This is a genomic window from Shinella zoogloeoides (assembly GCF_033705735.1).
GTDB classification, from domain to species: Bacteria; Pseudomonadota; Alphaproteobacteria; order Rhizobiales; family Rhizobiaceae; genus Shinella; species Shinella zoogloeoides_A.
The window spans coordinates 919872-940995 of record NZ_CP131130.1 but is presented as its reverse complement, the minus strand read 5'-3'; the positions used below and the strand labels follow the sequence as shown (position 1 = coordinate 940995).

The following is a 21124-nucleotide window of genomic DNA, read 5'->3' as shown; positions in this document are numbered from 1 at the left end:
CGCCGAAGCGCCCGTTTTCCATGTCATGTCCGACAGATATCAGTTCAGGTCGTCGACGACCGCGTCCGCACCGCCATTGACGCGGTGGGCGAGCGCGGCTTCCATGAACTCGTCGATCTTGCCGTCGAGCACATCCGACGGAGCCGAGCTTTCGACGCCGGTCCTGAGGTCCTTGACGAGCTGGTAGGGCTGCAGGACGTAGGAGCGGATCTGGTGGCCCCAGCCGATATCCGTCTTGGAGGCGGATTCGGCATTGGCGGCGTCCTCGCGCTTCTTCAGCTCTGCCTCGTAGAGACGGGCGCGCAGCATGTCCCACGCCTTGGCGCGGTTCTTGTGCTGCGAGCGTTCCTGCTGGCAGGCCACCACGATGCCGGTCGGGATATGCGTGATGCGCACAGCCGAGTCGGTCGTGTTGACGTGCTGGCCGCCGGCGCCCGACGAACGGTAGGTGTCGATGCGGCAGTCGCTTTCGTTCACCTCGATGTTGATCGTGTCGTCGACGACCGGGTAGACCCAGATCGACGAGAACGAGGTGTGGCGCCGCGCATTGCTGTCATAGGGCGAGATGCGCACCAGGCGGTGCACGCCCGATTCGGTCTTGAGCCAGCCATAGGCATTGTGGCCCTTGACGAGCATGGTCGCGGACTTGATGCCGGCCTCTTCGCCGTCGTGGATTTCCAGCAGCTCGACCTTGTAGCCGGAGCGTTCCGCCCAGCGGGTGTACATGCGCAGGAGCATGTTCGCCCAGTCCTGGCTTTCCGTGCCGCCGGCGCCCGAATGCACTTCGAGATAGGTGTCGTTGCCGTCCGCCTCGCCCGAAAGCATGGCCTCGACCTGCTTGCGCGCGGCCTCGGTCTTCAGCACCTTCAGCGCGTCCTCGGCGTCCTTGACGATCGAAGCATCGCCCTCTTCCTCGCCGAGCTCGATCAGCTCGACATTGTCCCGGAGCTGCTGCTCGATGGCCTTCACGGCGTTGATGCCCTCGTCAAGCTGCTGGCGCTCGCGCATCAGCTTCTGGGCTTCCTGGGCATCGTTCCAGAGGCTGGGATCCTCTGCCTTGTTGTTCAACCAGTCCAGTCGTCTTACCGCCTGATCCCAGTCAAAGATGCCTCCTCAGCAGGCTTATGGCCTGCTTGATTTCGTCGACAATATTCTCGATTTCCGCGCGCATGTCCGTTTCTTCGATGCTTCAGGTTTCGGTGGCCCCGAAATAGAGAGGGCGGGCGCGGATGTAAAGCCCCGCGCCCGCCCTCGCAACTGGATCGGCTGGATCAGAACAGGCCGCCGCTGCCGCCCGTCACCGCCTGGTTGGCCTGCGGCGAGCTCTTCAGGATCTCGTCGGGCGTCGCATATTCGTCGCCGCCGATGACGGAGAAGACGTCGGCCGGGCCGGTGCCGGGCTTGAAGGCTTCCATGATCGTGTCCGGGTCGCCCTCATAGGCCTGCATGCCGGTCTTGCGGTTGACGGCGATGAACTTCATGCCTTCCGGCACGATGAACTTCGTCGGACGGGTGCCCTGGACGGCAGCCTGCATGAATTCGTTGAAGATCGGCGCGGAAAGCGAGCCGCCGGTACCGCCGCGGCCGAGCGGAGCCGGGCTGTCGAAGCCGATATAGAGACCGGCCACGAGGTCCGGCGTATAGCCGACGAACCAGGCGTCCTTCTCGTCGTTGGTCGTGCCGGTCTTGCCGGCCGTCGGGCGGTCGAGCTTGATCTTGCCGGCTGCGGTGCCGCGCGTGACGACGCCTTCCATCATGGAGGTGATCTGGTAGGCGGTCATCGGGTCGAGCACCTGCTCGCGGTTGTCGACCAGCTCCGGCTCGGCCTGGTTTTCCCAGTCGCTGGCGTTGCAGTTCTCGCAGGTGCGCTCCTCGTGGCGGAAGATCGTCTTGCCGTAGCGGTCCTGGATGCGGTCGATCAGCGAAGGCTTGATCTGCTTGCCGCCATTGGCGAGCACGGCATAGGCCGAGACCATGCGCATCACGGTCGTCTCGCCCGAGCCGAGCGACATGGCGAGAACGGGGAGCATCTTGTCGTAGATGCCGAAGCGCTCGGCATATTCGGCGACGAGGTTCATGCCCATGTCGTTGGCGAGGCGAACGGTCATCAGGTTGCGCGAGCGCTCGATGCCGAGGCGCAGCGTCGAGGGACCGGCCGAGCCGCCGCCGTAGTTCTGCGGGCGCCAGACCTGGCCGCCCGAGACCATCTCGAAGGGCGCGTCGAGGATCACCGAGGCCGGCGTATAGCCGTTGTCGAGCGCGGCGGCGTAGACGAAGGGCTTGAAGGACGAGCCCGGCTGGCGCATCGCCTGCGTCGCGCGGTTGAATTCCGACTGGCCGTAGGAGAAGCCGCCGACCATGGCGAGCACGCGGCCGGTATGCGGGTCCATGGCGACGAGGCCGCCCTGAACCTTCGGCGGCTGGCGCAGGCGGTAGGAATTGCCGGTCTCGGTCGGCTCGACATAGACGACGTCGCCGACCTCGAGGACCCCTGTCGGGGACTTCGCCGTCTTGCGGTCGCCCTTGGCGGAGCGATAGGCCCAGCTCATGTTCTTGGCCTCTATGCGGCCGGTCACGCGCTCGGCGACGACCTTGCCGGACGCCTCCTTGCTCGGCTGCAGGCCAATATCGGCGCCGCCGTCGTCGACGGCGAGGACGACCGCGAGCTTCCATTCCGGCACGTCGGAGAAGGCGTCGACCTTGGCGAGCGCCGGCCCCCAGTCGCCGCCGACCTCGATGGTCTTGACGGGACCGTGGAAGCCGCGGCGCTCGTCATAGCTCAGGAGGCCGTGCTGCAGCGCCTTGCGCGCCGCGACCTGGATGCGCGGGTCGAGCGAGGTGCGGACCGAGAGGCCACCTTCGTAAAGGGCGTTGTCGCCGTAGCGATCGATGATCTGGCGACGGACTTCCTCCGAGAAATAGTCGGAGGCGAAGAGATAGGTGCCGCGGTGGCGCGGCGTGACGCCGAGCGGCTGGGCCTTGGCTTCCGCGCCGTCGCTCTGCGTGACGTAGCCGTTCTCGACCATGCGGTCGATCACCCAGTTGCGGCGCTCCAGCGCGGCGTCCGGATGGCGGAAGGGATGGTAGTTCGACGGGCCCTTCGGCAGGGAGGCGAGATAGGCGCTCTCGGCGATGGTCAGCTCGGTGACGGACTTGTCGAAATAGGTGAGCGCCGCGCCGGCGATGCCGTAGGAATTCAGGCCGAAGAAGATCTCGTTGAGGTAGAGCTCGAGAATGCGATCCTTGGAATAGGCCTGCTCGATGCGGAAGGAGAGGATCGCTTCCTTGACCTTGCGGTCCATGGTCTGGTCGGAGGACAGGAGGAAGTTCTTGGCGACCTGCTGCGTGATGGTGGAGGCGCCGACCGGACGGCGGCCGGAGCCCATGTTCTGCACGTTGACCACGATCGCGCGGAAGAGGCCGGTCACGTCGACGCCGGGATGCTGGTAGAAGTTCTTGTCTTCCGCCGAGAGGAAGGCGGCCTTCACGCGGTCGGGGATCGCCTGGATCGGCAGGTAGAGGCGGCGCTCGCGGGCATATTCGGCCATCAGCGCGCCGTTGCCGGCATGAACGCGGGTCGTCACCGGCGGGGCGTAATTGTTCAAGACCTCATAATCGGGAAGATCCTTGGCCACACTTGCGAGATAGAGGGCGACCGCCCCCGCCACGCCGAGAAAGAACACGGCGCCAATCCCGAAGAAATATCCAATCAGTCTGATCATGAGCCAGTTACCGATGCCTTATGTCTTATAATGTCATCGGGCGATCCTGCCGCCCGGCCGAGCCGCCCCGGCCTCTTGTGCCGCGCCTTGCCTGTCGAAGACGAGTCGTCCCCATTTTTCCCGATCCCGTCTAGCGATCGGAATGTGAGGAAAATAGGGCTTACAGCATGCGTCGGGCCTTCGCCACCGCACAATGGCGGCCGCTGTCACTTTTCCGGCACAGGCCGATGCGGGCGAAAGTAGCATGCCTGCCCGCCCGCGTCTCGGCTATCCGCCGGCCAGGCTTAACCGCCGTTCGCGACGACGGTCGCCCGGTATTCCTCCACCGCGTTGGCGATAAGACCCGCCACCTTCTTCTGCCAGGCCGGATCGACCAGCAATTGCTCGTCCTCCTTGTTCGACAGGAAGCCGAGTTCCAGCAGGATCGAGGGCACGTCCGGCGCCGTCAGCACGCGGAAGCCGGCATGGCGGTGCGGATTGTTGATCAGCAGCACCTCGTCCTTGAACTTGCCGACGACGCTCTCGGCGAGATTGATGGAGAAGGCCTGCGTCTCGCGGCGGGTGAGGTCCAGCAGGATGTCGGCCACCTCGGCCGGCTCGTCCACGAAGGCGATGCCGGCGATCTGGTCGGAAAGGTTCTCGCGCTCGGCAAGGCTGGCGGCGAGGCTGTCGGAGGCCTTGTCGGAGATCGTGTAGACCGTCGCGCCGCGGATGTCCTTCTGCTTCAGCGTATCGGCATGGATGGAGATGAGGAGATTCGCGCCCTCGCTGCGGGCAAGCTGCACGCGCTGGGAGAGCGACAGGAACTCGTCCTTGTCGCGCGTCAGGATGGCGCGTGTGCCGGGCAGCTTGTTCAGCGCCTCGGCAAGCTGATGGGCGAAGGCCAGCGTGACGTTCTTCTCTTCCGTCTTTGTGTTGGCCCCGCGCGCGCCGTTGTCGATGCCGCCGTGGCCGGCATCGACCGCGATGACGAAGGGACCATCCGCCTTGCCGCCCGGCAGAATGACCGAAGGCTGCTCGCCGGCGGGGGCGGAAGCCTGCTGCCAGCTCTGCTTTTCCATCTGGCCCTGGAAGACCTCCCCGGTGACGATCGCCGTGTCGATGACGAGCCGGTAGCTCGCGGCCCCCTGCTCTTCCTGCACTTCCGCCAGCACCACGCCGACGGGGCGCGAGGCGGTCAGCACGATGCGGGAGCGGCCCTCTGCCATGGTGCCGTAGCGGATGTCGGAGAAGATGCCGCGCGCCTCCAGCTCGTCCGCCTTGATGCCGAAATCGGTCTCCGGCAGGTCGATCAGGACACGGTAGGGATTGGCGACATAGTGGACCTTGAAGTCCGGCTTGCGGTCGAAATCGATGATGAGGCGCGTGCGGGCGTCATCGCCGGCGATGCGGGCGCCGAAGGCGAGCAGCGGCGCGGCGGAGGCCGGTGCGGCAAGTGCCGGCGACAGGATCGCAAGGCAGAGGGCAGCGGCAAGCGCGCCCGCCGCACGGCGGAAGAAACTCATTGTCGGAAGGTTCGGCATCACCACCTGCAGTCCGTTCAAACGCGTGGAAACCGCGCGATGCGGCGCTGGACAAGGCCTATAGATGCCCCCATATGGTTAACCGAAGCTTGCCGCGCGCACCCGTCGGCGGGTTCACGCACAGATCACGGCAAATCGATCAAGATTATGACGCTTTTGGCTTTTCCCTTGCCATTGTGACATATCCGCCATAAAAGCAAAATCAGGGAAAAAGAATTGACGGGATAGAATCGCTTAGAGCAGGCAGCCACTCCTTCGGGATCTTGGCGCCGAACCGGGCCTTCATCCGCCGTCGCGCTGCTTTTTCCCGGCCGATTAGATCGCGTAAACCGGCGGTGGCCGGAACAGTCAAGGTGGATTTCCACCGCACGCCCTTACCAAAGGGCATTTCATCGGACCGATCAGGTCTATGGCACTGGCATTCTCGTTGGACGTTGATGTTGTCACGGCGGATTTTATCAGAGGGTAACCGGCATCGGGGCGCATGCGTTCCGGCCTCCCTCCGTCCGCTTACCCCTCACCGGGGCCCGACGGGAACTTACTTATCCGGCGCATCCCTCTCCTCCCCCGGCCCATCCCTTTCAGGGATCGGCTCGCCGCCAGGATTGCGGCTGCGCCGAGGAGCTCAAATTACATGGCAGAGAAAATGCTTATCGACGCGTCTCACGCTGAGGAGACGCGGGTTGTCGTCGTACGCGGGAACCGCATAGAAGAATTCGACTTCGAATCCGAACACAAGAAGCAGATCCGCGGCAATATCTACCTTGCCAAGGTCACGCGCGTCGAACCGTCGCTCCAGGCGGCCTTCGTCGATTACGGCGGCAACCGCCACGGCTTCCTGGCCTTCGCCGAAATCCACCCGGATTACTACCAGATCCCCCTCGCCGATCGTCAGGCTCTCCTGAAAGCCGAGGCCGAGGAACATCGCCGCGACGACGATATCGAGCCGATCGAGACGGGCACGCGCGCCTCCGAGGAGAGCGAAGCACCGGCCGAGGTCGAGGTTGAGGCCGCCGCGGCCGTCGAGGAAACCGTAGCCGAAGCACCGGCCGAGCCGGAAGTCGCCGAGGCCTCCGCCGATCTTGCCGCCGAGGAAGCGCCGGCCGAAAAGCCGAAGAAGCCCCGCCGCACCCGCAAGGCCAAGACGAAGACCGAAGAAGAAGCACCGGCCGCCGAGGAAGCCGCCGCTCCCAGCGAGGGCAGCGACGACGAGACGCCCGGCGGCGCGATGGCCATGGCCGTCGATACCGACGAGATCTCCGAGCCGGCCGAGCGCAAGCGCGGCCGTCGCCGCCGCGATGACGACGATGATGACGATCACAACGGCGAGGAAAAGGAAGTCATCGAATCCGTCGGCGCCGAAGACGCCATGGAAGAGGTGCCGGACCGTGTGCAGCGCAAGCCGCGCAAGCAGTACCGCATCCAGGAAGTCATCAAGCGTCGCCAGATCCTGCTCGTGCAGGTCGCCAAGGAAGAGCGCGGCAACAAGGGCGCGGCTCTCACCACGTACCTGTCGCTCGCCGGCCGCTACTCCGTCCTGATGCCGAACACGGCGCGCGGCGGCGGCATTTCCCGCAAGATCACCAATCTGCAGGACCGCAAGCGCCTGAAGGAAATCGCCCGCGACCTCGAGGTTCCGCAGGGCATGGGCGTGATTCTCCGCACCGCCGGCGCGAACCGCACCCGCGTCGAGGTCAAGCGCGACTTCGAATACCTGATGCGCCTGTGGGAGAACGTCCGCACGCTGACGCTCGCCTCCACCGCGCCCTGCCTCGTCTATGAGGAAGGCTCGCTCATCAAGCGCTCGATCCGCGACCTCTACAACAAGGACATCAGCGAGATCGTCGTTGCCGGCGAGGAAGGCTACCGCGAGGCGAAAGCCTTCATGAAGATGCTGATGCCGAGCCATGCGAAGGTCGTCCAGCCCTACCGCGACGTGCATCCGATCTTCTCGCGCTCGGGCATCGAAGCCCAGCTCGACCGCATGCTGCAGCCGCAGGTGACGCTGAAGTCCGGCGGCTACATCATCATCAACCAGACCGAGGCGCTCGTCTCGATCGACGTCAACTCCGGCCGCTCGACGCGCGAGCACTCCATTGAGGAGACCGCGCTCCAGACGAACCTGGAAGCGGCGGAAGAAGTGGCGCGCCAGCTGCGCCTGCGCGACCTTGCCGGCCTCGTCGTCATCGACTTCATCGACATGGAGGAGAAGCGCAACAACCGGGCCGTCGAGAAGCGTCTGAAGGACCATCTCAAGAACGACCGCGCGCGCATCCAGGTCGGCCGCATCTCGCATTTCGGCCTACTCGAAATGTCGCGCCAGCGCATCCGCGCCTCGGTTCTCGAATCGACCATGCAGACCTGCCCGCACTGCAACGGCACGGGCCATATCCGCTCGCAGTCGTCGGTCGCGCTGCATGTCCTGCGCGGCATCGAGGAATATCTCCTCAAGAACACGACGCACGACATCACCGTCCGTACCACGCCGGACATCGCGCTCTACCTGCTCAACCACAAGCGCGGCACGATTATCGACTATGAGGCCCGCTTCGGCGTCGCCATCATCATCGAGGCCGACGCCCATGTCGGCGCGCAGCACTTCGCGATCGACCGCGGCGAGCCCGTCGAGAACCCGGTCAAGATCGAACAGCTCCTGCATTTCGAGCCGGAGCCGGAAGAAGACGACGTCGTGATCGAGGACGAGATCGACGAAGAGGAAGAAGACGCACGTCCCGCCGCTGCGGGCCAGGCCTCGCCGTCCGCCTCCTCCGACGAGAACGGCCGCAACAAGCGCAAGCGCCGCCGCCGCCGTCGCGGCCGTGGCCGCGAGAATGGCGAAGGCACCGATACGGCCTCCTTCGGCGGCGAACAGGCCGGCGACGAGGACGTCCTCGACGATGACGAGGCGGAAGGCGACGACGGCCAGGAAACCGCACAGGCCGATGCCGACGATTCGTCCGAGACGCGCCGCAAGCGCCGCCGCCGCGGCAAGCGCGGTGGCCGCCGCAACCGCCCCGAAGACGGCGTGGAAGCAGCAGCCGATGGCGACGACGCCGAAGGTGATGGCGAAAGCGACGAGGACGCGTCGGAAGATGCCGTCGCTGTCGAGGCCGAGGTAGACGTCGCCGCCGAGGAAGCGCCGGCCGAGCCGGTTGCCGAAGAGGCGCCCGCCAAGCCGAAGCGCGCGCGCCGCAGCCGCGCCAAGGCCGCAGCCGAAACGCCGGCCGACGAAGCCGCCCGTAGCGAGGTCGAGGCACAGCCCGCGCCGGTTCCGGCCGAGCCGGCAGCCGAAGCCACGCCGGTCGAACCGGAAGTCGAGACGGCCGCCGCCGATCTTGCCGAGCCGGCGAAGCCGGTCCGCGCGAACCGCGACATCAGCAACATCGCCTCCGAACCGGTGGTGAAGTCTTCCACCGCCAAGGAAGGCGCGCAGGAAGACGAGTCCGAAAAGCCCAAGAAGGGCGGCTGGTGGCAACGCCGCGGCTTCTTCTAAGAGGCTGCTGCATTACGGAATTGAAGAGGCCCGGTGAAAACCGGGCCTTTTTCTTGCGCAGGAATCGGGTGGCTGCGCCCTCCTCCTTCTGCGACATCGCTGTCGCCAGAACCAACAGGAGTTTCCCATGACACGCCTCGACGACAAGGTCGCCATCATCACCGGCGCAAGCTCCGGCATCGGCCGGGCCGCCGCGCTGCTTTTCGCCCGGCAGGGTGCGAAGGTCGTACTTTCGGCCCGCGGACGCGAAAGGCTGGAAGCGGTCGCCGACGAAATCCGCGCGGCCGGCGGTTCGGTCGCAGCCATTGCCGGCGATGTGAGCGAGGAAGCGCATCACGAAGCGCTGGTCGATGCCGCGCGGACGGAATTCGGCGGGCTCGACATCGCCTTCAACAATGTCGGCACGACGGGGCCCGTCGGCGCCCTGCCCGCGCTTTCCATGACGGAATGGCAGAAGGTGCTCGACGTCAACCTGACGAGCGGCTTCCTGGCCGCGAAGTACCAGATTCCCGCCCTGGAGGCGCGCGGCGGCGGCAGTCTCGTCTTCACCTCCACCTTCGTCGGCTATACGGCGGGCTTTCCGGGGCTGGCTGCCTATGCCGCCTCGAAATCCGGGCTCATTGGCCTCGTGCAGGTGCTCGCCTCGGAATATGGCCGCAAGGGTATCCGCGTGAATGCGCTGCTGCCCGGCGCGACGGATACGCCCATGGGCCGCGAAGTGGCCAATACGCCCGAGGCGCTGCAATTCGTCGCCGGCCTCAACGCCTTCAAGCGCATTGCAGCGCCGGAAGAAATCGCGGAGGCCGCGCTGTTCCTCTGCTCGCCGGCCTCCAGCTTCACGACCGGCACGGCGATGCTCGTCGACGGCGGCGTGTCGATCAACCGCGTCTGAGAAAGTGATTCAGGTGCCTGAAAGATCGAATCCGCTTGCGGACGCAAGCCATTGAAGCGGAATCGCTTTCAGCCTCACGCGAGCCAGCGCGCGAGGCGGTCGACCGCCTCGCTCATCTCCTCGAAGGAGCCGGCATAGGAAAAGCGCATGGTGTGGTGGCCGTCGCGCGGATCGAAGTCGATGCCGGGCGTTGCCGCCACATCCGTCTCGGCCAGCATGCGGCGGGCGAAGGCCATGCTGTCATTGGTGAAGCGGCTGACATCGACATAGGCGTAGAAGGCGCCGTCCATCGGCGAGGCGATGGAGAAGCCGAGTTGCGGCAGGCGCTCGACGAGGAAATCGCGGTTCTCGCGGTAGGCGTCACGATAGACGTTCAGTTCCGCCTCCGCGCCGAGCGCGGCTTCCGCCGCGATCTGCGACAGTTCCGGCGCGGAGATGTAGAGGCTCTGCGCGATGCGCTCGACCGGGCGCACCAGCTTTTCCGGCAGCACCATCCAGCCGATCCGCCAGCCGGTCATGCAATAGTATTTCGAGAAGGAGTTGATGATCACCGCCTCCTCGCCAAATTCCAGCGCCGTCGCTTCTTCGCCGACGAAGGTGAGGCCGTGATAGATCTCGTCCGAGATGAAGGCGATGCCATTGTCCCGGCAATAGGCCGACAAAGCTGCGAGATTGGCGCGGCCGGTCACCGTGCCTGTCGGATTGGCCGGGCTGGCCAGCAGCACGCCGTCGATGCGACCCGCCGCTTCCAGCGCCTCGGGCGTCAGCGTAAAACCGTTCTCGGCGCTCACGTCGATCTCCACCGTCTCGATGCCGAGCGCGGCGAGGATGTTGCGGTAGGCGGGATAGCCGGGCCGCGCGATGGCGACGCGGTCGCCGGCATCGAACAGCGCGAGGAAGGCGAGGTTGAAGCCGGCGGAGGAGCCCGTGGTGATGGCGATGCGGCCGGGATCGACCGTAACGCCGTGGCGGGTCCGGTAGAAATCCGCAATGGCCTGCCGCAGCGAAAGAAGGCCCAGCGCATCCGTATAACCGACGCGGCCGATCTCCAGCGCCCGGCGCGCAGCCTCTCGGGCGGCCTGCGGCGCGGGATGGACGGGCTGGCCGACGGCCATCGAGATCACCGGCCGGCCGGCCGCGCGGCGCTTCGTCGCCTCGGCGAGCACGTCCATGGCGTGAAAGGGTTCGACTGCACCGCGGCGGGAGAGTTTCATGGGTTTTGCTTCCGGTTGGTGGGATGCGGCCTTCCTGCCGCAAGATGCCGGCCTTCACAATCCCGCGAGGGCCGAAAATCCGCCGCTTTTGCCCTATCGTTTGCATGCCGCCCGCCATAAGGTCGTTGAAAGCGCTGCGCAGCGCATTGACGCGCGGGTGCCGCCAATGGCACTTCTCCGGCGCATCAAGGACGAGGACAGGACAGACATGACATTCCAGACGAAGCTCGCGGCCACCGTCGCTCTCACCATCGCGGTCGCAGCCCCCCTTCCCGCTCTCGCCCTCGACGACGCGCAGAAGAAGGAGATGGGCGAGTTCATCAAGGAATATCTCGTCGAGAATCCGGAAATCCTGCTCGACGTGCAGGAAGCCCTGCAGAAGAAGCAGGAAGCGCAGCAGCAGGCCAAGGCCCAGTCCGCCATCACCGACAACGAGAAGGCGATCTTCTCCTCGCCCTACGACATCGCGCTCGGCAATCCTAAGGGCGACGTCACCATCGTCGAGTTCTTCGACTACAATTGCGGCTACTGCAAGCGGGCCCTCTCCGACATGGACGAGTTGCTGAAGGAGGACAAGAACATCCGCTTCGTCCTCAAGGAGCTGCCGATCCTCGGCCCCGATTCGCTTGCCGCCCACAAGGTGAGTGCCGCCTTCCGCGATCTCTCGCCGGAGAAATACGGGGAATTCCACCGTGCCTTGCTCGGCGGCGAAGGCCGCGCGACGGAGGAGAGCGCCATTGCGCTTGCCGCCAGCATGGGCGTTCCGGAAGCCGATATCCGCAAGACCATGACCGAGAAGCCGCATGACGACGCGGTGCGCCAGGCCTATTCGCTGGCCAACGACCTCGGCATCACGGGCACGCCGTCCTACGTGATCGGCCAGGAAATGGTGTTCGGCGCGGTCGGCGTGGACGACCTGAAGGAAAAGATCGCCAATGTGCGCGCCTGCGGCAAGGCGAACTGCTCGTAAGCGCCATTTTCTCGCCATGCTGGCCGTGTTGAGCCTTTGGCTTGTGGACACGCCCTTTCGACCGGCAAAGCCCCTTCCCTTGGGGCTTTCCTCACGCAAACCGCCGGTCTATAGGTAAATCTCTATCCAGCATGCGGAATTGCGAATGGCTTTACCCCTTTTCGTGCTCAACGGCCCCAACCTGAACGCACTCGGCAAACGCGAGCCCGGTATCTATGGCGGCCAGACGCTCGCCGATATCGAGGCTCTCTGCAAGGCCGAGGGCGAGACGCTGGGCTTTGCCGTCGATTTCCGCCAGTCCAACCATGAAGGCGATCTGGTCGACTGGATCCATGAGGCCGGCGATGTCGCTGCCGGCGTCGCCATCAACGCCGGTGCCTATACCCACACCTCGATCGCGCTGCACGACGCCATCCGCGCCGTGAAGGTCCCGGTCGTCGAACTGCACCTTTCCAACGTGCATGCCCGCGAGGAATTCCGCCACAAATCGATGATTGCGCCCGCCGTGAAGGGCGTCATCTGCGGTTTCGGTGCGCATAGCTATGTCCTCGCGCTCCATGCGCTGTCATCCATCACGAAATAAGAAGAACCAGAGGCTCACTTCCATGGCTGAAAAGAAACACGGCATCGATCAGGCTCTGATCCGCGATCTCGCCAACATCCTCAACGAGACGGACCTGACGGAGATCGAAGTGGAGCAGGACGACCTGCGCATCCGCGTCTCGCGCGCCGGCACGCCGCAATATGTCCAGGCGCCGATCGCCGCCCCCGTTGCCGCCAGCGCAGCGCCCGCACCGGTCGCCGCAGCAGCCGCGCCCGCCGATGCCCGCAGCAACAAGAACGCCGTGACCGCGCCGATGGTGGGCACCGCCTATCTTTCGCCCGCCCCGGGCGCCCGCCCCTTCATCGAGGTCGGCGCGAGCGTCAAGGAAGGCCAGACCATCCTCATCATCGAAGCCATGAAGACGATGAACCAGATCCCCGCGCCGCGCTCGGGCAAGGTCACCGAAATCCTCGTCTCGGATGCGAGCCCGGTCGAATATGGCGAACCGCTGATCGTCATCGAATAAGGCGGATCCCATGATCTCCAAAGTCCTCATTGCCAACCGCGGCGAAATCGCCCTTCGCGTCCTTCGGGCGTGCAAGGAGCTGGGCATCGCCACGGTCGCCGTGCATTCGACGGCCGACGCCGACGCCATGCATGTGCGCCTTGCCGACGAGAGCGTGTGCATCGGCCCGCCCCCGTCGCGCGAAAGCTACCTGAACATCCACCAGATCGTCGCCGCCTGCGAGATCACCGGCGCCGACGCCGTGCATCCGGGCTACGGCTTCCTGTCGGAGAACGCCAAGTTCGCGGAAATCCTCGACGCGCACGGCATCACCTTCATCGGCCCGACGGCGGAGCATATCCGCATCATGGGCGACAAGATCACCGCCAAGCAGACGGCGCAGGAACTCGGCATTCCCGTCGTTCCCGGCTCCGACGGCGAGGTGAAGCCGGAGAACGCGCTGGAAGTCGCCCGTCAGATCGGCTTCCCCGTGCTCATCAAGGCTACCGCCGGCGGCGGCGGACGCGGCATGAAGGTCGCCAAGACCGAGGCCGACCTTGAGGAAGCCGTCTCGACCGCCCGTTCCGAGGCGCTCGCCGCTTTCGGCAACGACGCCGTCTATATGGAAAAGTACCTCGGCAAGCCGCGCCACATCGAAATCCAGGTCGTCGGCGACGGCATGGGCAACGCGGTTCACCTCGGCGAGCGCGACTGCTCGCTGCAGCGCCGCCACCAGAAGGTCTGGGAAGAGGCCAATTCCCCTGCCCTCAATGTCGAGCAGCGCATGAAGATCGGCCAGATCTGCGCCGACGCCATGAAGAAGCTGAAATACCGCGGCGCCGGCACGGTCGAGTTCCTCTACGAGAACGGCGAGTTCTATTTCATCGAAATGAACACGCGTCTTCAGGTGGAGCATCCGATCACCGAGGCGATCACCGGCATCGACCTCGTGCACGAGCAGATCCGCGTCGCCTCCGGCGCAGGCCTGTCGGTCAGCCAGGAAGACATCGTCTTCTCGGGCCATGCCATCGAGTGCCGTATCAATGCCGAAGACCCGCGCACCTTCGTTCCCTCGCCGGGCACGATCACGCATTTCCATGCGCCGGGCGGCCTTGGCGTGCGCGTCGATTCGGGCGCCTATCAGGGCTACAAGATCCCGCCCTACTACGACAGCCTGATCGGCAAGCTGATCGTGCACGGCCGCACCCGCGTCGAATGCATGATGCGCCTGCGCCGCGTGCTGGACGAGTTCGTCATCGACGGCATCAAGACGACCCTGCCGCTCTTCCAGGATCTGATTGGCAATCAGGACATCGCCAACGGCGATTATGACATCCACTGGCTGGAAAACTACCTAGCCAGCAAGACCGACGCCTGAGGGGCGTCGGCTCTGATGGCAGGGCGTCGCAGAAAGCACCCGGAGATCACCCCGGAACTGCTGCTGCGCGCCTATTCCATCGGGCTTTTCCCGATGGCCGATTCGGCAGACGACCCGGAGCTCTTCTGGGTCGAGCCGGATATGCGGGGCGTCATCCCCCTCGACGGATTCCACGTCTCGCGCAGCCTCGCCAAGACGATCCGCAAGACCCCCTTCGACATCCGTTTCGATACCGCCTTCGACGCTGTCGTCGCCGCCTGCGCCGAGGCCGCGCCCGACCGGCCCTCCACCTGGATCAACGCCAAGATCAAGTCGCTCTACGGCACCCTGCACCGCATGGGCCATGCGCATTGCGTGGAGGCATGGGAGGGCGACCAGCTCGTCGGCGGCCTCTACGGCGTCTCGCTGGGTGCGGCCTTCTTCGGGGAAAGCATGTTCTCACGCCGCACGGATGCCTCGAAGGTTTGCCTTGTGGCGCTGGTGGAGCGGCTGAAGGCGAACGGCTTCCGCCTGCTCGACACGCAGTTCACCACCGAGCACCTCAAGACGTTCGGCGCGATCGACGTGCCGAAGATCGAATACGAGGACATGCTGGCGAATGCGCTGGCCTCGCCGCACCTGCCGTTCTGACCGCCCCTCATCCGGCTTGCCGGCCACCTTCTCCCCGCAAGCGGGGCGAAGGAAATTTGCGGGTCCGGTTTCCCACTTCCATTGCCGTCATTGCTCTACAAGAAAGCGTCCGTTGAACTGGAAAAAGTGCGGCATATCCCTTCGCCCCGCTGCCAAGGAGAAGGTGGCCGGCAAGCCGGATGAGGGGCGATGCGGCCGAAGCGGCTCCGGCCTACTTGCCGTCCGGCGGCGGGACGTCCGACTTCGTCTTGCACTCGGTGAGCCAGACGTCATAGACGGGGTGCTCCACCGCGTTGAGGCCGGGGCTGTCGGCGAACATCCAGCCGGTGAAGATGCGGCGAATCTTGCGGTCGAGGGTGATCTCGTCGACCTCGACGAAGGAGGTGATCTTCTGCGCTTCCGTATCGTCGCGGCTGTAGCAGACCTTCGGCGTCACCTGCAGCGCGCCGAACTGCACGGTCTCGCCGATATAAACGTCGAAGCTGGTGATGCGGCCGGTGATCTTGTCGATGCCGGAAAATGTGGCGACGGGGTTTTCGATACGCGCGGCGCTGGCCGCGACGGGCGCCATGGCGAGACCTGCGGTCGCCGCTGCAAGCGCGACCGAAAGGAACCGCCCTGCGGCGCCTGCCCGTGAAAACCCTGCTGTCATCGATGCCGTCTCCTGCGATCCGAACCGGCCGCCGCCGGTCGCTTCGAGCTACCGGCGAAATGTGGCCAAATCGGTATCAGTTGCCCGGCGTCCAGGCGTCGTAGTCGCCCGTCACGCGCGGACGCTCGCCGGCAGCGGCAAGCGAGCCCGGCGGACGATAGGCCTGCGAGGTGCCGGTCGGGTTCGGACGGTGCGACTTCTGCCACTCGCGCGCCTTGTATTCCTCGTCAGCCGGGGAAACGTCGGTGCGGTGGTGCATCCAGCCGTGCCAGCCGGCCGGGATGGCGGACGCGTCGGCATAGCCGTTATAGATCACCCAGCGGCGCGTGCGGCCTTCGGAATCCTTGCCGCCCTGATAGTAGACATTGCCGAATTCGTCCTGGCCGACCCGGGTGCCGAAGCGCCAGGTATGGAAACGGGTGCCGATCGTTTGACCGTTCCACCAGGTGAAAATCTGCTTGAGAAGGTTCATGGGCTGGCGTCCTTGGCAGGGCCATGCCGAAAGCGCGGCCCGCGACTGATATTTCCTCAGCTTATGGCGCGCCATAGCCGAAATGTCCAGCGATTCCGGCGGCTTCCCACCTGCCTTTTCGACGCGCCCGCCGTCGCAGCCGATGCTCGTCCCTCGGCTCGTTTACAGGCAGCCGAAAGATGTCGGAATGCCTGCAGCGCTTTTCAAGGGCAATCGCGTTTTCGTGATAAACAATTGAAATGCCGTTCTTTTTTTATGAACACAGCGGTCATAATTTTTGCACTAGTAACCATTTAATGAGGGCCCTACATGTTAATCATCGAAGCGGACATCATGTCGCTTCGGCAAGCTCAACGAAGCAAACAAGGTGATTAACATGAAAAAGATCGCTCTCTCCGTCGCCGCCCTCGCTCTTCTCGCAGCAGGCTCGGCATCGGCCGCATCCGTCAGCGGCATCGTGCAGGACTACAATGCCCGCACCGGCGTCATCTCCTTCCAGGACGGCAAGACCGTGACCCTGCCGAACAGCGTTCCGGTTCCGGCAAACCTCGCTTCCGGCACGTCCGTCAGCGTCCTGCTCAACTCGGACAACAACCAGCCCCGCGCCGTTCTGACCCGCTGAGCCCTCCCAAGCACAACACAGCAAAAAGGAAACTGAAAATGAAAACGATCGCTCTCTCCGTCGCAGCCCTCGCCCTCCTCGCAGCAGGCTCGGCCTCGGCCGCATCCGTCAGCGGCATCGTGCAGGACTACAATGCCCGCACCGGCGTCATCTCCTTCCAGGACGGCAAGACCGTCACCCTGCCGAACAGCGTTCCGGTCCCGGCAAACCTCGCTTCCGGCACGTCCGTCAGCGTCCTGCTCAACTCGGACAACAACCAGCCCCGCGCCGTTCTGACCCGCTGATACCCTGGAATATCGCTACTTTGCAGAAGCGGCCCGCCACCCGAAAGGACGGCGGGCCTTCGTGTATCTGACGCTCGGACGATCCGACGAAAGCCGGCGGCCGCCTTGCCGAAACCGCCCTAGAAGTCGAGCCGTTTTTCCAGAACGAGCGCGGGAAGTCCCAGCGCGCCGCCTTCCGTCGCTTCGCCGATCTTTTCGAAGCCCAGCCGCTCATAGAATGAAATGGCAGCGCCGTTGCGCGGCTCGACATGAAGCCGCATGTATTCGGCATCGGGAAAGCAGGTTTCGAGCTCGGCGAACATGTCGCGGCCGATGCCCTGACGCTGATAGCGCGGCAGCACGTAGAGCTGGCGCAGGAAGGCCGTCTTCGGCCGGTCCTTCGACATGGCAACATAGCCCATGCCGGCCAGTTCCCTGCCGTTGTCTGCGACGACGAACTCGCTGTCCTTGCGTTCCAGCTTGGCCTTGAGCGCCGGCACGGAATGCCAGTGCGCGGTGATCTCGCTCACCTTGTCGGCACCGTAGAGCGCGTCATAGGTCGCATGCCACGTCTCGGCCAGAAGCGCGCTGACCTTCGCCAGATCGCGCTCGGAGGCCGTGCGGACGAAAAACACCGGATTATTCCTCGATGCCGAGCTTGGCCTTGACCAGCGCCTGCACGGCCTGCGGATTGGCCTTGCCGCCCGTCGCCTTCATGACCTGGCCGACGAACCAGCCGGCGAGCGTCGGCTTGGCCTTGACCTTCTCGACCTGATCCGGGTTCGCGGCGATGATCTCGTCAACGGCCTTCTCGATGGCGCCGGTATCGGTCACCTGCTTGAGGCCGCGCGCCTCGACGATCTCGGCCGGATTGCCGCCCTCGTTCCAGACGATCTCGAAGAGGTCCTTGGCGATCTTGCCGGAGATGGTGCCGTCCTTGATGAGATCGATGATGCCGCCGAGCTGGGCGGGCGAAACCGGAGTCTCTTCAATGGCTTTGCCGTCCTTGTTCAAGGCGCCCAGCAAGTCGTTGATGACCCAGTTCGCGGCGATCTTGCCGTCGCGGCCGGCGGCCACGGCCTCGTAATAGTCGGCGATCGCCTTTTCCGAGACGAGCACCGAGGCGTCGTAGACGGAAAGGCCGAGATCCTTGACGAAGCGGATCTTCTTGTCGTCCGGCAGTTCCGGCAGGTCGGCAAGCAGCGCACCGACGAATTCGTTGTCGAATTCCAGCGGCAGCAGGTCCGGGTCGGGGAAATAGCGGTAGTCGTGCGCATCTTCCTTCGAGCGCATGGAGCGCGTCTCACCCTTGCCGGGATCGAAGAGGCGGGTTTCCTGGTCGATGCTGCCGCCATCCTCCAGAATGCCGATCTGGCGGCGGGCCTCATATTCGATGGCCTGGCCGATGAAGCGGATGGAGTTGACGTTCTTGATCTCGCAGCGCGTGCCGAAGGCCTCGCCCGGGCGGCGCACGGAGACGTTGACGTCGGCGCGCATGGAACCCTCGTCCATGTTGCCGTCGCAGGTGCCGAGATAGCGCACGATGGAGCGCAGCTTCGTCATATAGGCCTTGGCCTCGTCCGAGGAGCGCATGTCCGGCTTGGAGACGATCTCCATCAGCGCGACGCCCGAACGGTTGAGGTCGACATAGGACATGGTCGGATGCTGGTCGTGCATCGACTTGCCGGCGTCCTGCTCCAGATGCAGGCGCTCGATGCCGATCTCGATATCCTCGAAATTGCCTTGGCGGTCCGGGCCGAGCGAGATGGTGATCTTGCCCTCGCCGACGATCGGGTCCTTGAACTGCGAGATCTGGTAGCCCTGCGGCAGGTCCGGATAGAAGTAGTTCTTGCGGTCGAAGATCGAGCGGTGGTTGATCTGCGCCTTCAGGCCGAGGCCCGTGCGCACCGCCTGCCTGACGCATTCCTCGTTGATGACCGGCAGCATGCCGGGCATGGCGGCATCGACCAGCGAGACGTTGGCATTCGGCGCCTTGCCGAATTCGGTCGATGCGCCGGAGAAGAGCTTGGAATTGGAAAGGACCTGCGCGTGCACCTCCATGCCGATGATGACTTCCCAGTCGCCGGTGGCGCCGGGGATCAAGCGTTTCGGATCGGGGGTGCGGACGTCGACGAGGGTCATTGCAGGCTCTTTTTGTGGTGTCTTCGGTGCTGTCTCGGTAGAACATATGGGCAGGCGGCGCAAGGTTTTCAGCGGGTGCCGTCCACCCTCGTTAGCCAAGCCGCAAGGATGATCGGCTAAAAGCATGCCATGGGCACGACAACAACGCTTTTCGTCATCTTCCTTCTCTTCAACATCATCACGTTCTGCCTCTACTGGTGGGACAAGAAAGCGGCGCGGGACGGCCATTGGCGCGTTTCCGAGGCGCGGCTGCTGCAGTTCGCCTTCCTCGGCGGCAGTCTCGGCGCCGTCGCCGCGCAGCGGCTGCTGCGGCACAAGACGCGCAAGGAGCCGTTCCGAACGCAGCTCATGGCGATCCTCGTGCTGCATGTGGCGCTGGTCCCTGTGGCCCTGATCTTCGGCCCTAGTCTCCTCGATATGCTGCGTGCCGGCTGATACCCCTTTCGCCGGCATGTGTTGACATGCGGCAGGATTCGTAACTATTATTGTTACATGAAAAGAAACAGCCGCCTTTCCGCCGTGCTCCATGCACTCATGCACATGGCCGAGCGCGAGGAGCCGATGACCTCGGACGATCTCGCGCTCTGCCTCGACACCAATGCCGTCGTCGTCCGGCGCACCATGGCCGGGCTGCGCGAGGCCGGCATCGTGCAATCCGGCCGCGGCCATGGTGGCGGCTGGCATTTCGCCCGGCCGCTCGCCGAAATCTCGCTGCTCGACATCTACAATGCGCTCGGCGAGCCGATCCTCTTCCAGATCGGCCCGGCGACGGAAATGCCGGGCTGCGTGGTCGAGCAATCCGTCAACCGGGTGATCGGCGACGCGCTGAAGGATGCCGAGGCGATCCTGATGGCGCGCTTCGCCGGCACGACACTGGCCGATCTCGCGGCCGATTTCCGGATGGCGGCGAAACACTGCCGGGCCGACACCGGCTGAAGGCAACCAATCCCCAAGACCTGCATCGAACGGGCGGCACCGGCCGGCCGAACGATGCCGCTCGCTCCATAGAAAGGATGAACCATGACCGAAGATGCCATCATCATCGGCGGGGGCTTTGCCGGCCTTTCCGCCGCCATGCAGCTCGCCCGCGCCCGCCGCCGCATCACCATTGTCGACACCGGCGAGCCGCGCAACCGCTTCGCCGCCCATTCGCACGGCTTCCTCGCGCAGGACGGAAGGCCGGGCGGCGAGATCCTTGCCGATGCCCGCCGCCAGCTTGCCGCCTACGAGACCGTGACCTTCCGCGATGCGCCGGCCGAGCGGCTGGAGGGGGAAAGGGACGCCTTCTGCGTGGTCACCGGCGACGGCGGGCGGATCGCGGCGCGGCGCGTGCTGCTCGCGACGGGTTTCGAGGACCGGCTGCCCGCCATCCCGGGCCTTGCGGAGCGCTGGGGCAAGACGGTGCTGCATTGCCCCTATTGCCATGGCTATGAAGTGGGCGGCGGGCCGGTCGGGGTACTCGCGCGCACGGCGGAGGCCGCGCGCTTCGCGGCGGTGGTCGCCGACTGGGGCAATGTCACGCTCTTCACCAATCAGGTGCCGGAGCCGGACGAGGAGGCCCTTGCCGTTCTCGCCGCGCGCAATGTGAAGCTGCGGCCGGGCCGCGTCACGGCCATTTCGGATGGCCCTGACGGCATGCTCGCCATCGAGACCGGCCCCGGCATTCCGACGCTGGTCAAGGCGCTGTTCGTCATGCCGGAGGCGCGGGTGCGCAGCGCCATTCCGGCCGACCGCGGCCTGAAGCTGAAGGAGACGCCCGTCGGCAGCATCCTCGACACCGACGACACCGGCCAGACCTCCCTGCCCGGCCTCTATGCCGCCGGCGACATCGCGCTCGGCGCGGCCAATATCTCGCTCGCCTCGGCCAATGGCGTGAAAACCGGCGTCTTCCTGCACCATTCGCTGATCTGGCCCGCGCATTGACCTTTATGGATGCCCCGGCTATTTCCGGGGCATCCGCAATGGGGTTTTGATGTCTAGCTCTGAGGCCCGCTGAGGACCCTGCCCGCGAAAGCTTGCGCGCAGGGTCGGAAAAACGATGAGCCCTGCCACCCTTCGGTGGCGGAACGTTTTTTCGCGTTCATTCGAACGCCGGATGGATT

The 21124-nt window shown here is 64.9% G+C and carries 20 protein-coding genes; 12 read left to right on the top strand and 8 right to left on the bottom strand.

Features of this window, described 5'->3' with window-relative positions:
- Nucleotides 1–39 precede the first annotated feature (39 nt).
- The 3 genes from prfB to ShzoTeo12_RS04570 all read right to left on the bottom strand — a co-directional run bounded on the left by prfB (nucleotide 40) and on the right by ShzoTeo12_RS04570 (nucleotide 5227).
- A protein-coding gene (gene prfB / locus ShzoTeo12_RS04580; protein WP_119258640.1) for a peptide chain release factor 2 occupies nucleotides 40–1171 on the bottom strand; the annotation gives its coding sequence in 2 pieces (ribosomal slippage) (nucleotides 40–1101 and nucleotides 1103–1171; 1131 coding nt in all).
- Between the two features lie 100 nt (nucleotides 1172–1271).
- Nucleotides 1272–3722 carry a penicillin-binding protein 1A gene (locus ShzoTeo12_RS04575; RefSeq protein ID WP_318911415.1) on the bottom strand — a complete coding sequence of 817 codons (2451 nt, stop codon included), beginning with the start codon at nucleotides 3720–3722 and terminating at the stop codon, nucleotides 1272–1274.
- Nucleotides 3723–4006: 284 nt separating this feature from the next.
- The gene (locus ShzoTeo12_RS04570) at nucleotides 4007–5227 is read right to left on the bottom strand and encodes an N-acetylmuramoyl-L-alanine amidase (protein WP_245424913.1); all 1221 of its coding nucleotides are present in this window, start codon (nucleotides 5225–5227) and stop codon (nucleotides 4007–4009) included.
- Between the two features lie 652 nt (nucleotides 5228–5879).
- Here ShzoTeo12_RS04570 and ShzoTeo12_RS04565 point away from each other — a divergent pair.
- Both ShzoTeo12_RS04565 and ShzoTeo12_RS04560 read left to right on the top strand, forming a co-directional pair.
- The gene (locus tag ShzoTeo12_RS04565) at nucleotides 5880–8738 is read left to right on the top strand and encodes an Rne/Rng family ribonuclease (RefSeq protein WP_318911414.1); all 2859 of its coding nucleotides are present in this window, start codon (nucleotides 5880–5882) and stop codon (nucleotides 8736–8738) included.
- A gap of 127 nt (nucleotides 8739–8865) precedes the next feature.
- Nucleotides 8866–9630, top strand: coding sequence for an SDR family oxidoreductase (locus ShzoTeo12_RS04560; RefSeq protein ID WP_318911413.1), 765 nt, complete (start codon nucleotides 8866–8868; stop codon nucleotides 9628–9630).
- A gap of 74 nt (nucleotides 9631–9704) precedes the next feature.
- Here the strand turns inward: ShzoTeo12_RS04560 and ShzoTeo12_RS04555 are convergent, their stop codons facing one another.
- Nucleotides 9705–10844, bottom strand: coding sequence for a pyridoxal phosphate-dependent aminotransferase (locus tag ShzoTeo12_RS04555; RefSeq protein WP_318911412.1), 1140 nt, complete (start codon nucleotides 10842–10844; stop codon nucleotides 9705–9707).
- Nucleotides 10845–11052: 208 nt separating this feature from the next.
- Here ShzoTeo12_RS04555 and ShzoTeo12_RS04550 point away from each other — a divergent pair, with 208 nt between their 5' ends.
- The 5 genes from ShzoTeo12_RS04550 (at nucleotide 11053) to aat (ending at nucleotide 14871) form a co-directional block, all read left to right on the top strand.
- Nucleotides 11053–11814, top strand: coding sequence for a DsbA family protein (locus ShzoTeo12_RS04550; protein ID WP_318912374.1), 762 nt, complete (start codon nucleotides 11053–11055; stop codon nucleotides 11812–11814).
- A gap of 145 nt (nucleotides 11815–11959) precedes the next feature.
- Nucleotides 11960–12397: a type II 3-dehydroquinate dehydratase gene (gene aroQ, locus ShzoTeo12_RS04545; protein WP_119258645.1), complete on the top strand. Its 438-nt coding sequence runs from the start codon at nucleotides 11960–11962 to the stop codon at nucleotides 12395–12397.
- 22 nt (nucleotides 12398–12419) lie between these two features.
- Nucleotides 12420–12884, top strand: coding sequence for an acetyl-CoA carboxylase biotin carboxyl carrier protein (accB, locus tag ShzoTeo12_RS04540; protein ID WP_119258646.1), 465 nt, complete (start codon nucleotides 12420–12422; stop codon nucleotides 12882–12884).
- A gap of 10 nt (nucleotides 12885–12894) precedes the next feature.
- The gene (gene accC, locus ShzoTeo12_RS04535; protein WP_318911411.1) at nucleotides 12895–14241 is read left to right on the top strand and encodes an acetyl-CoA carboxylase biotin carboxylase subunit; all 1347 of its coding nucleotides are present in this window, start codon (nucleotides 12895–12897) and stop codon (nucleotides 14239–14241) included.
- A 15-nt stretch (nucleotides 14242–14256) separates the two neighbouring features.
- On the top strand, nucleotides 14257–14871 hold the full coding sequence (aat, locus tag ShzoTeo12_RS04530) for a leucyl/phenylalanyl-tRNA--protein transferase (RefSeq protein WP_318911410.1): 615 nt from the start codon (nucleotides 14257–14259) through the stop codon (nucleotides 14869–14871).
- A gap of 211 nt (nucleotides 14872–15082) precedes the next feature.
- Here aat and ShzoTeo12_RS04525 read toward each other — a convergent pair whose 3' ends face one another.
- Nucleotides 15083–15523 (bottom strand): DUF2155 domain-containing protein, encoded by a 441-nt coding sequence (locus ShzoTeo12_RS04525; protein ID WP_413251119.1) that lies wholly within the window; start codon nucleotides 15521–15523, stop codon nucleotides 15083–15085.
- A 76-nt stretch (nucleotides 15524–15599) separates the two neighbouring features.
- The gene (locus ShzoTeo12_RS04520) at nucleotides 15600–15995 is read right to left on the bottom strand and encodes an NADH:ubiquinone oxidoreductase subunit NDUFA12 (protein ID WP_318911409.1); all 396 of its coding nucleotides are present in this window, start codon (nucleotides 15993–15995) and stop codon (nucleotides 15600–15602) included.
- Between the two features lie 376 nt (nucleotides 15996–16371).
- Here ShzoTeo12_RS04520 and ShzoTeo12_RS04515 point away from each other — a divergent pair, with 376 nt between their 5' ends.
- Both ShzoTeo12_RS04515 and ShzoTeo12_RS04510 read left to right on the top strand, forming a co-directional pair.
- A complete protein-coding gene (locus ShzoTeo12_RS04515; protein ID WP_119258650.1) occupies nucleotides 16372–16617 on the top strand; it encodes a hypothetical protein in 246 nt (81 codons plus the stop codon).
- 38 nt (nucleotides 16618–16655) lie between these two features.
- Nucleotides 16656–16901, top strand: coding sequence for a hypothetical protein (locus tag ShzoTeo12_RS04510; RefSeq protein ID WP_119258652.1), 246 nt, complete (start codon nucleotides 16656–16658; stop codon nucleotides 16899–16901).
- 119 nt (nucleotides 16902–17020) lie between these two features.
- Here ShzoTeo12_RS04510 and ShzoTeo12_RS04505 read toward each other — a convergent pair whose 3' ends face one another.
- Nucleotides 17021–17515 carry a GNAT family N-acetyltransferase gene (locus tag ShzoTeo12_RS04505; RefSeq protein ID WP_318911408.1) on the bottom strand — a complete coding sequence of 165 codons (495 nt, stop codon included), beginning with the start codon at nucleotides 17513–17515 and terminating at the stop codon, nucleotides 17021–17023.
- Between the two features lie 4 nt (nucleotides 17516–17519).
- On the bottom strand, nucleotides 17520–19022 hold the full coding sequence (gene gatB, locus ShzoTeo12_RS04500; RefSeq protein WP_119258654.1) for an Asp-tRNA(Asn)/Glu-tRNA(Gln) amidotransferase subunit GatB: 1503 nt from the start codon (nucleotides 19020–19022) through the stop codon (nucleotides 17520–17522).
- A gap of 129 nt (nucleotides 19023–19151) precedes the next feature.
- Between gatB and ShzoTeo12_RS04495 the strand changes: the two genes are divergently transcribed.
- From ShzoTeo12_RS04495 to ShzoTeo12_RS04485, 3 genes are all read left to right on the top strand, one after another.
- Complete coding sequence (locus ShzoTeo12_RS04495) at nucleotides 19152–19457, top strand: DUF1294 domain-containing protein (RefSeq protein WP_318911407.1); 306 nt, start codon at nucleotides 19152–19154, stop codon at nucleotides 19455–19457.
- A 57-nt stretch (nucleotides 19458–19514) separates the two neighbouring features.
- Complete coding sequence (locus tag ShzoTeo12_RS04490; RefSeq protein ID WP_119258656.1) at nucleotides 19515–19958, top strand: Rrf2 family transcriptional regulator; 444 nt, start codon at nucleotides 19515–19517, stop codon at nucleotides 19956–19958.
- Nucleotides 19959–20042: 84 nt separating this feature from the next.
- Nucleotides 20043–20945, top strand: coding sequence for an NAD(P)/FAD-dependent oxidoreductase (locus ShzoTeo12_RS04485; protein ID WP_318911406.1), 903 nt, complete (start codon nucleotides 20043–20045; stop codon nucleotides 20943–20945).
- Nucleotides 20946–21124 lie beyond the last annotated feature (179 nt).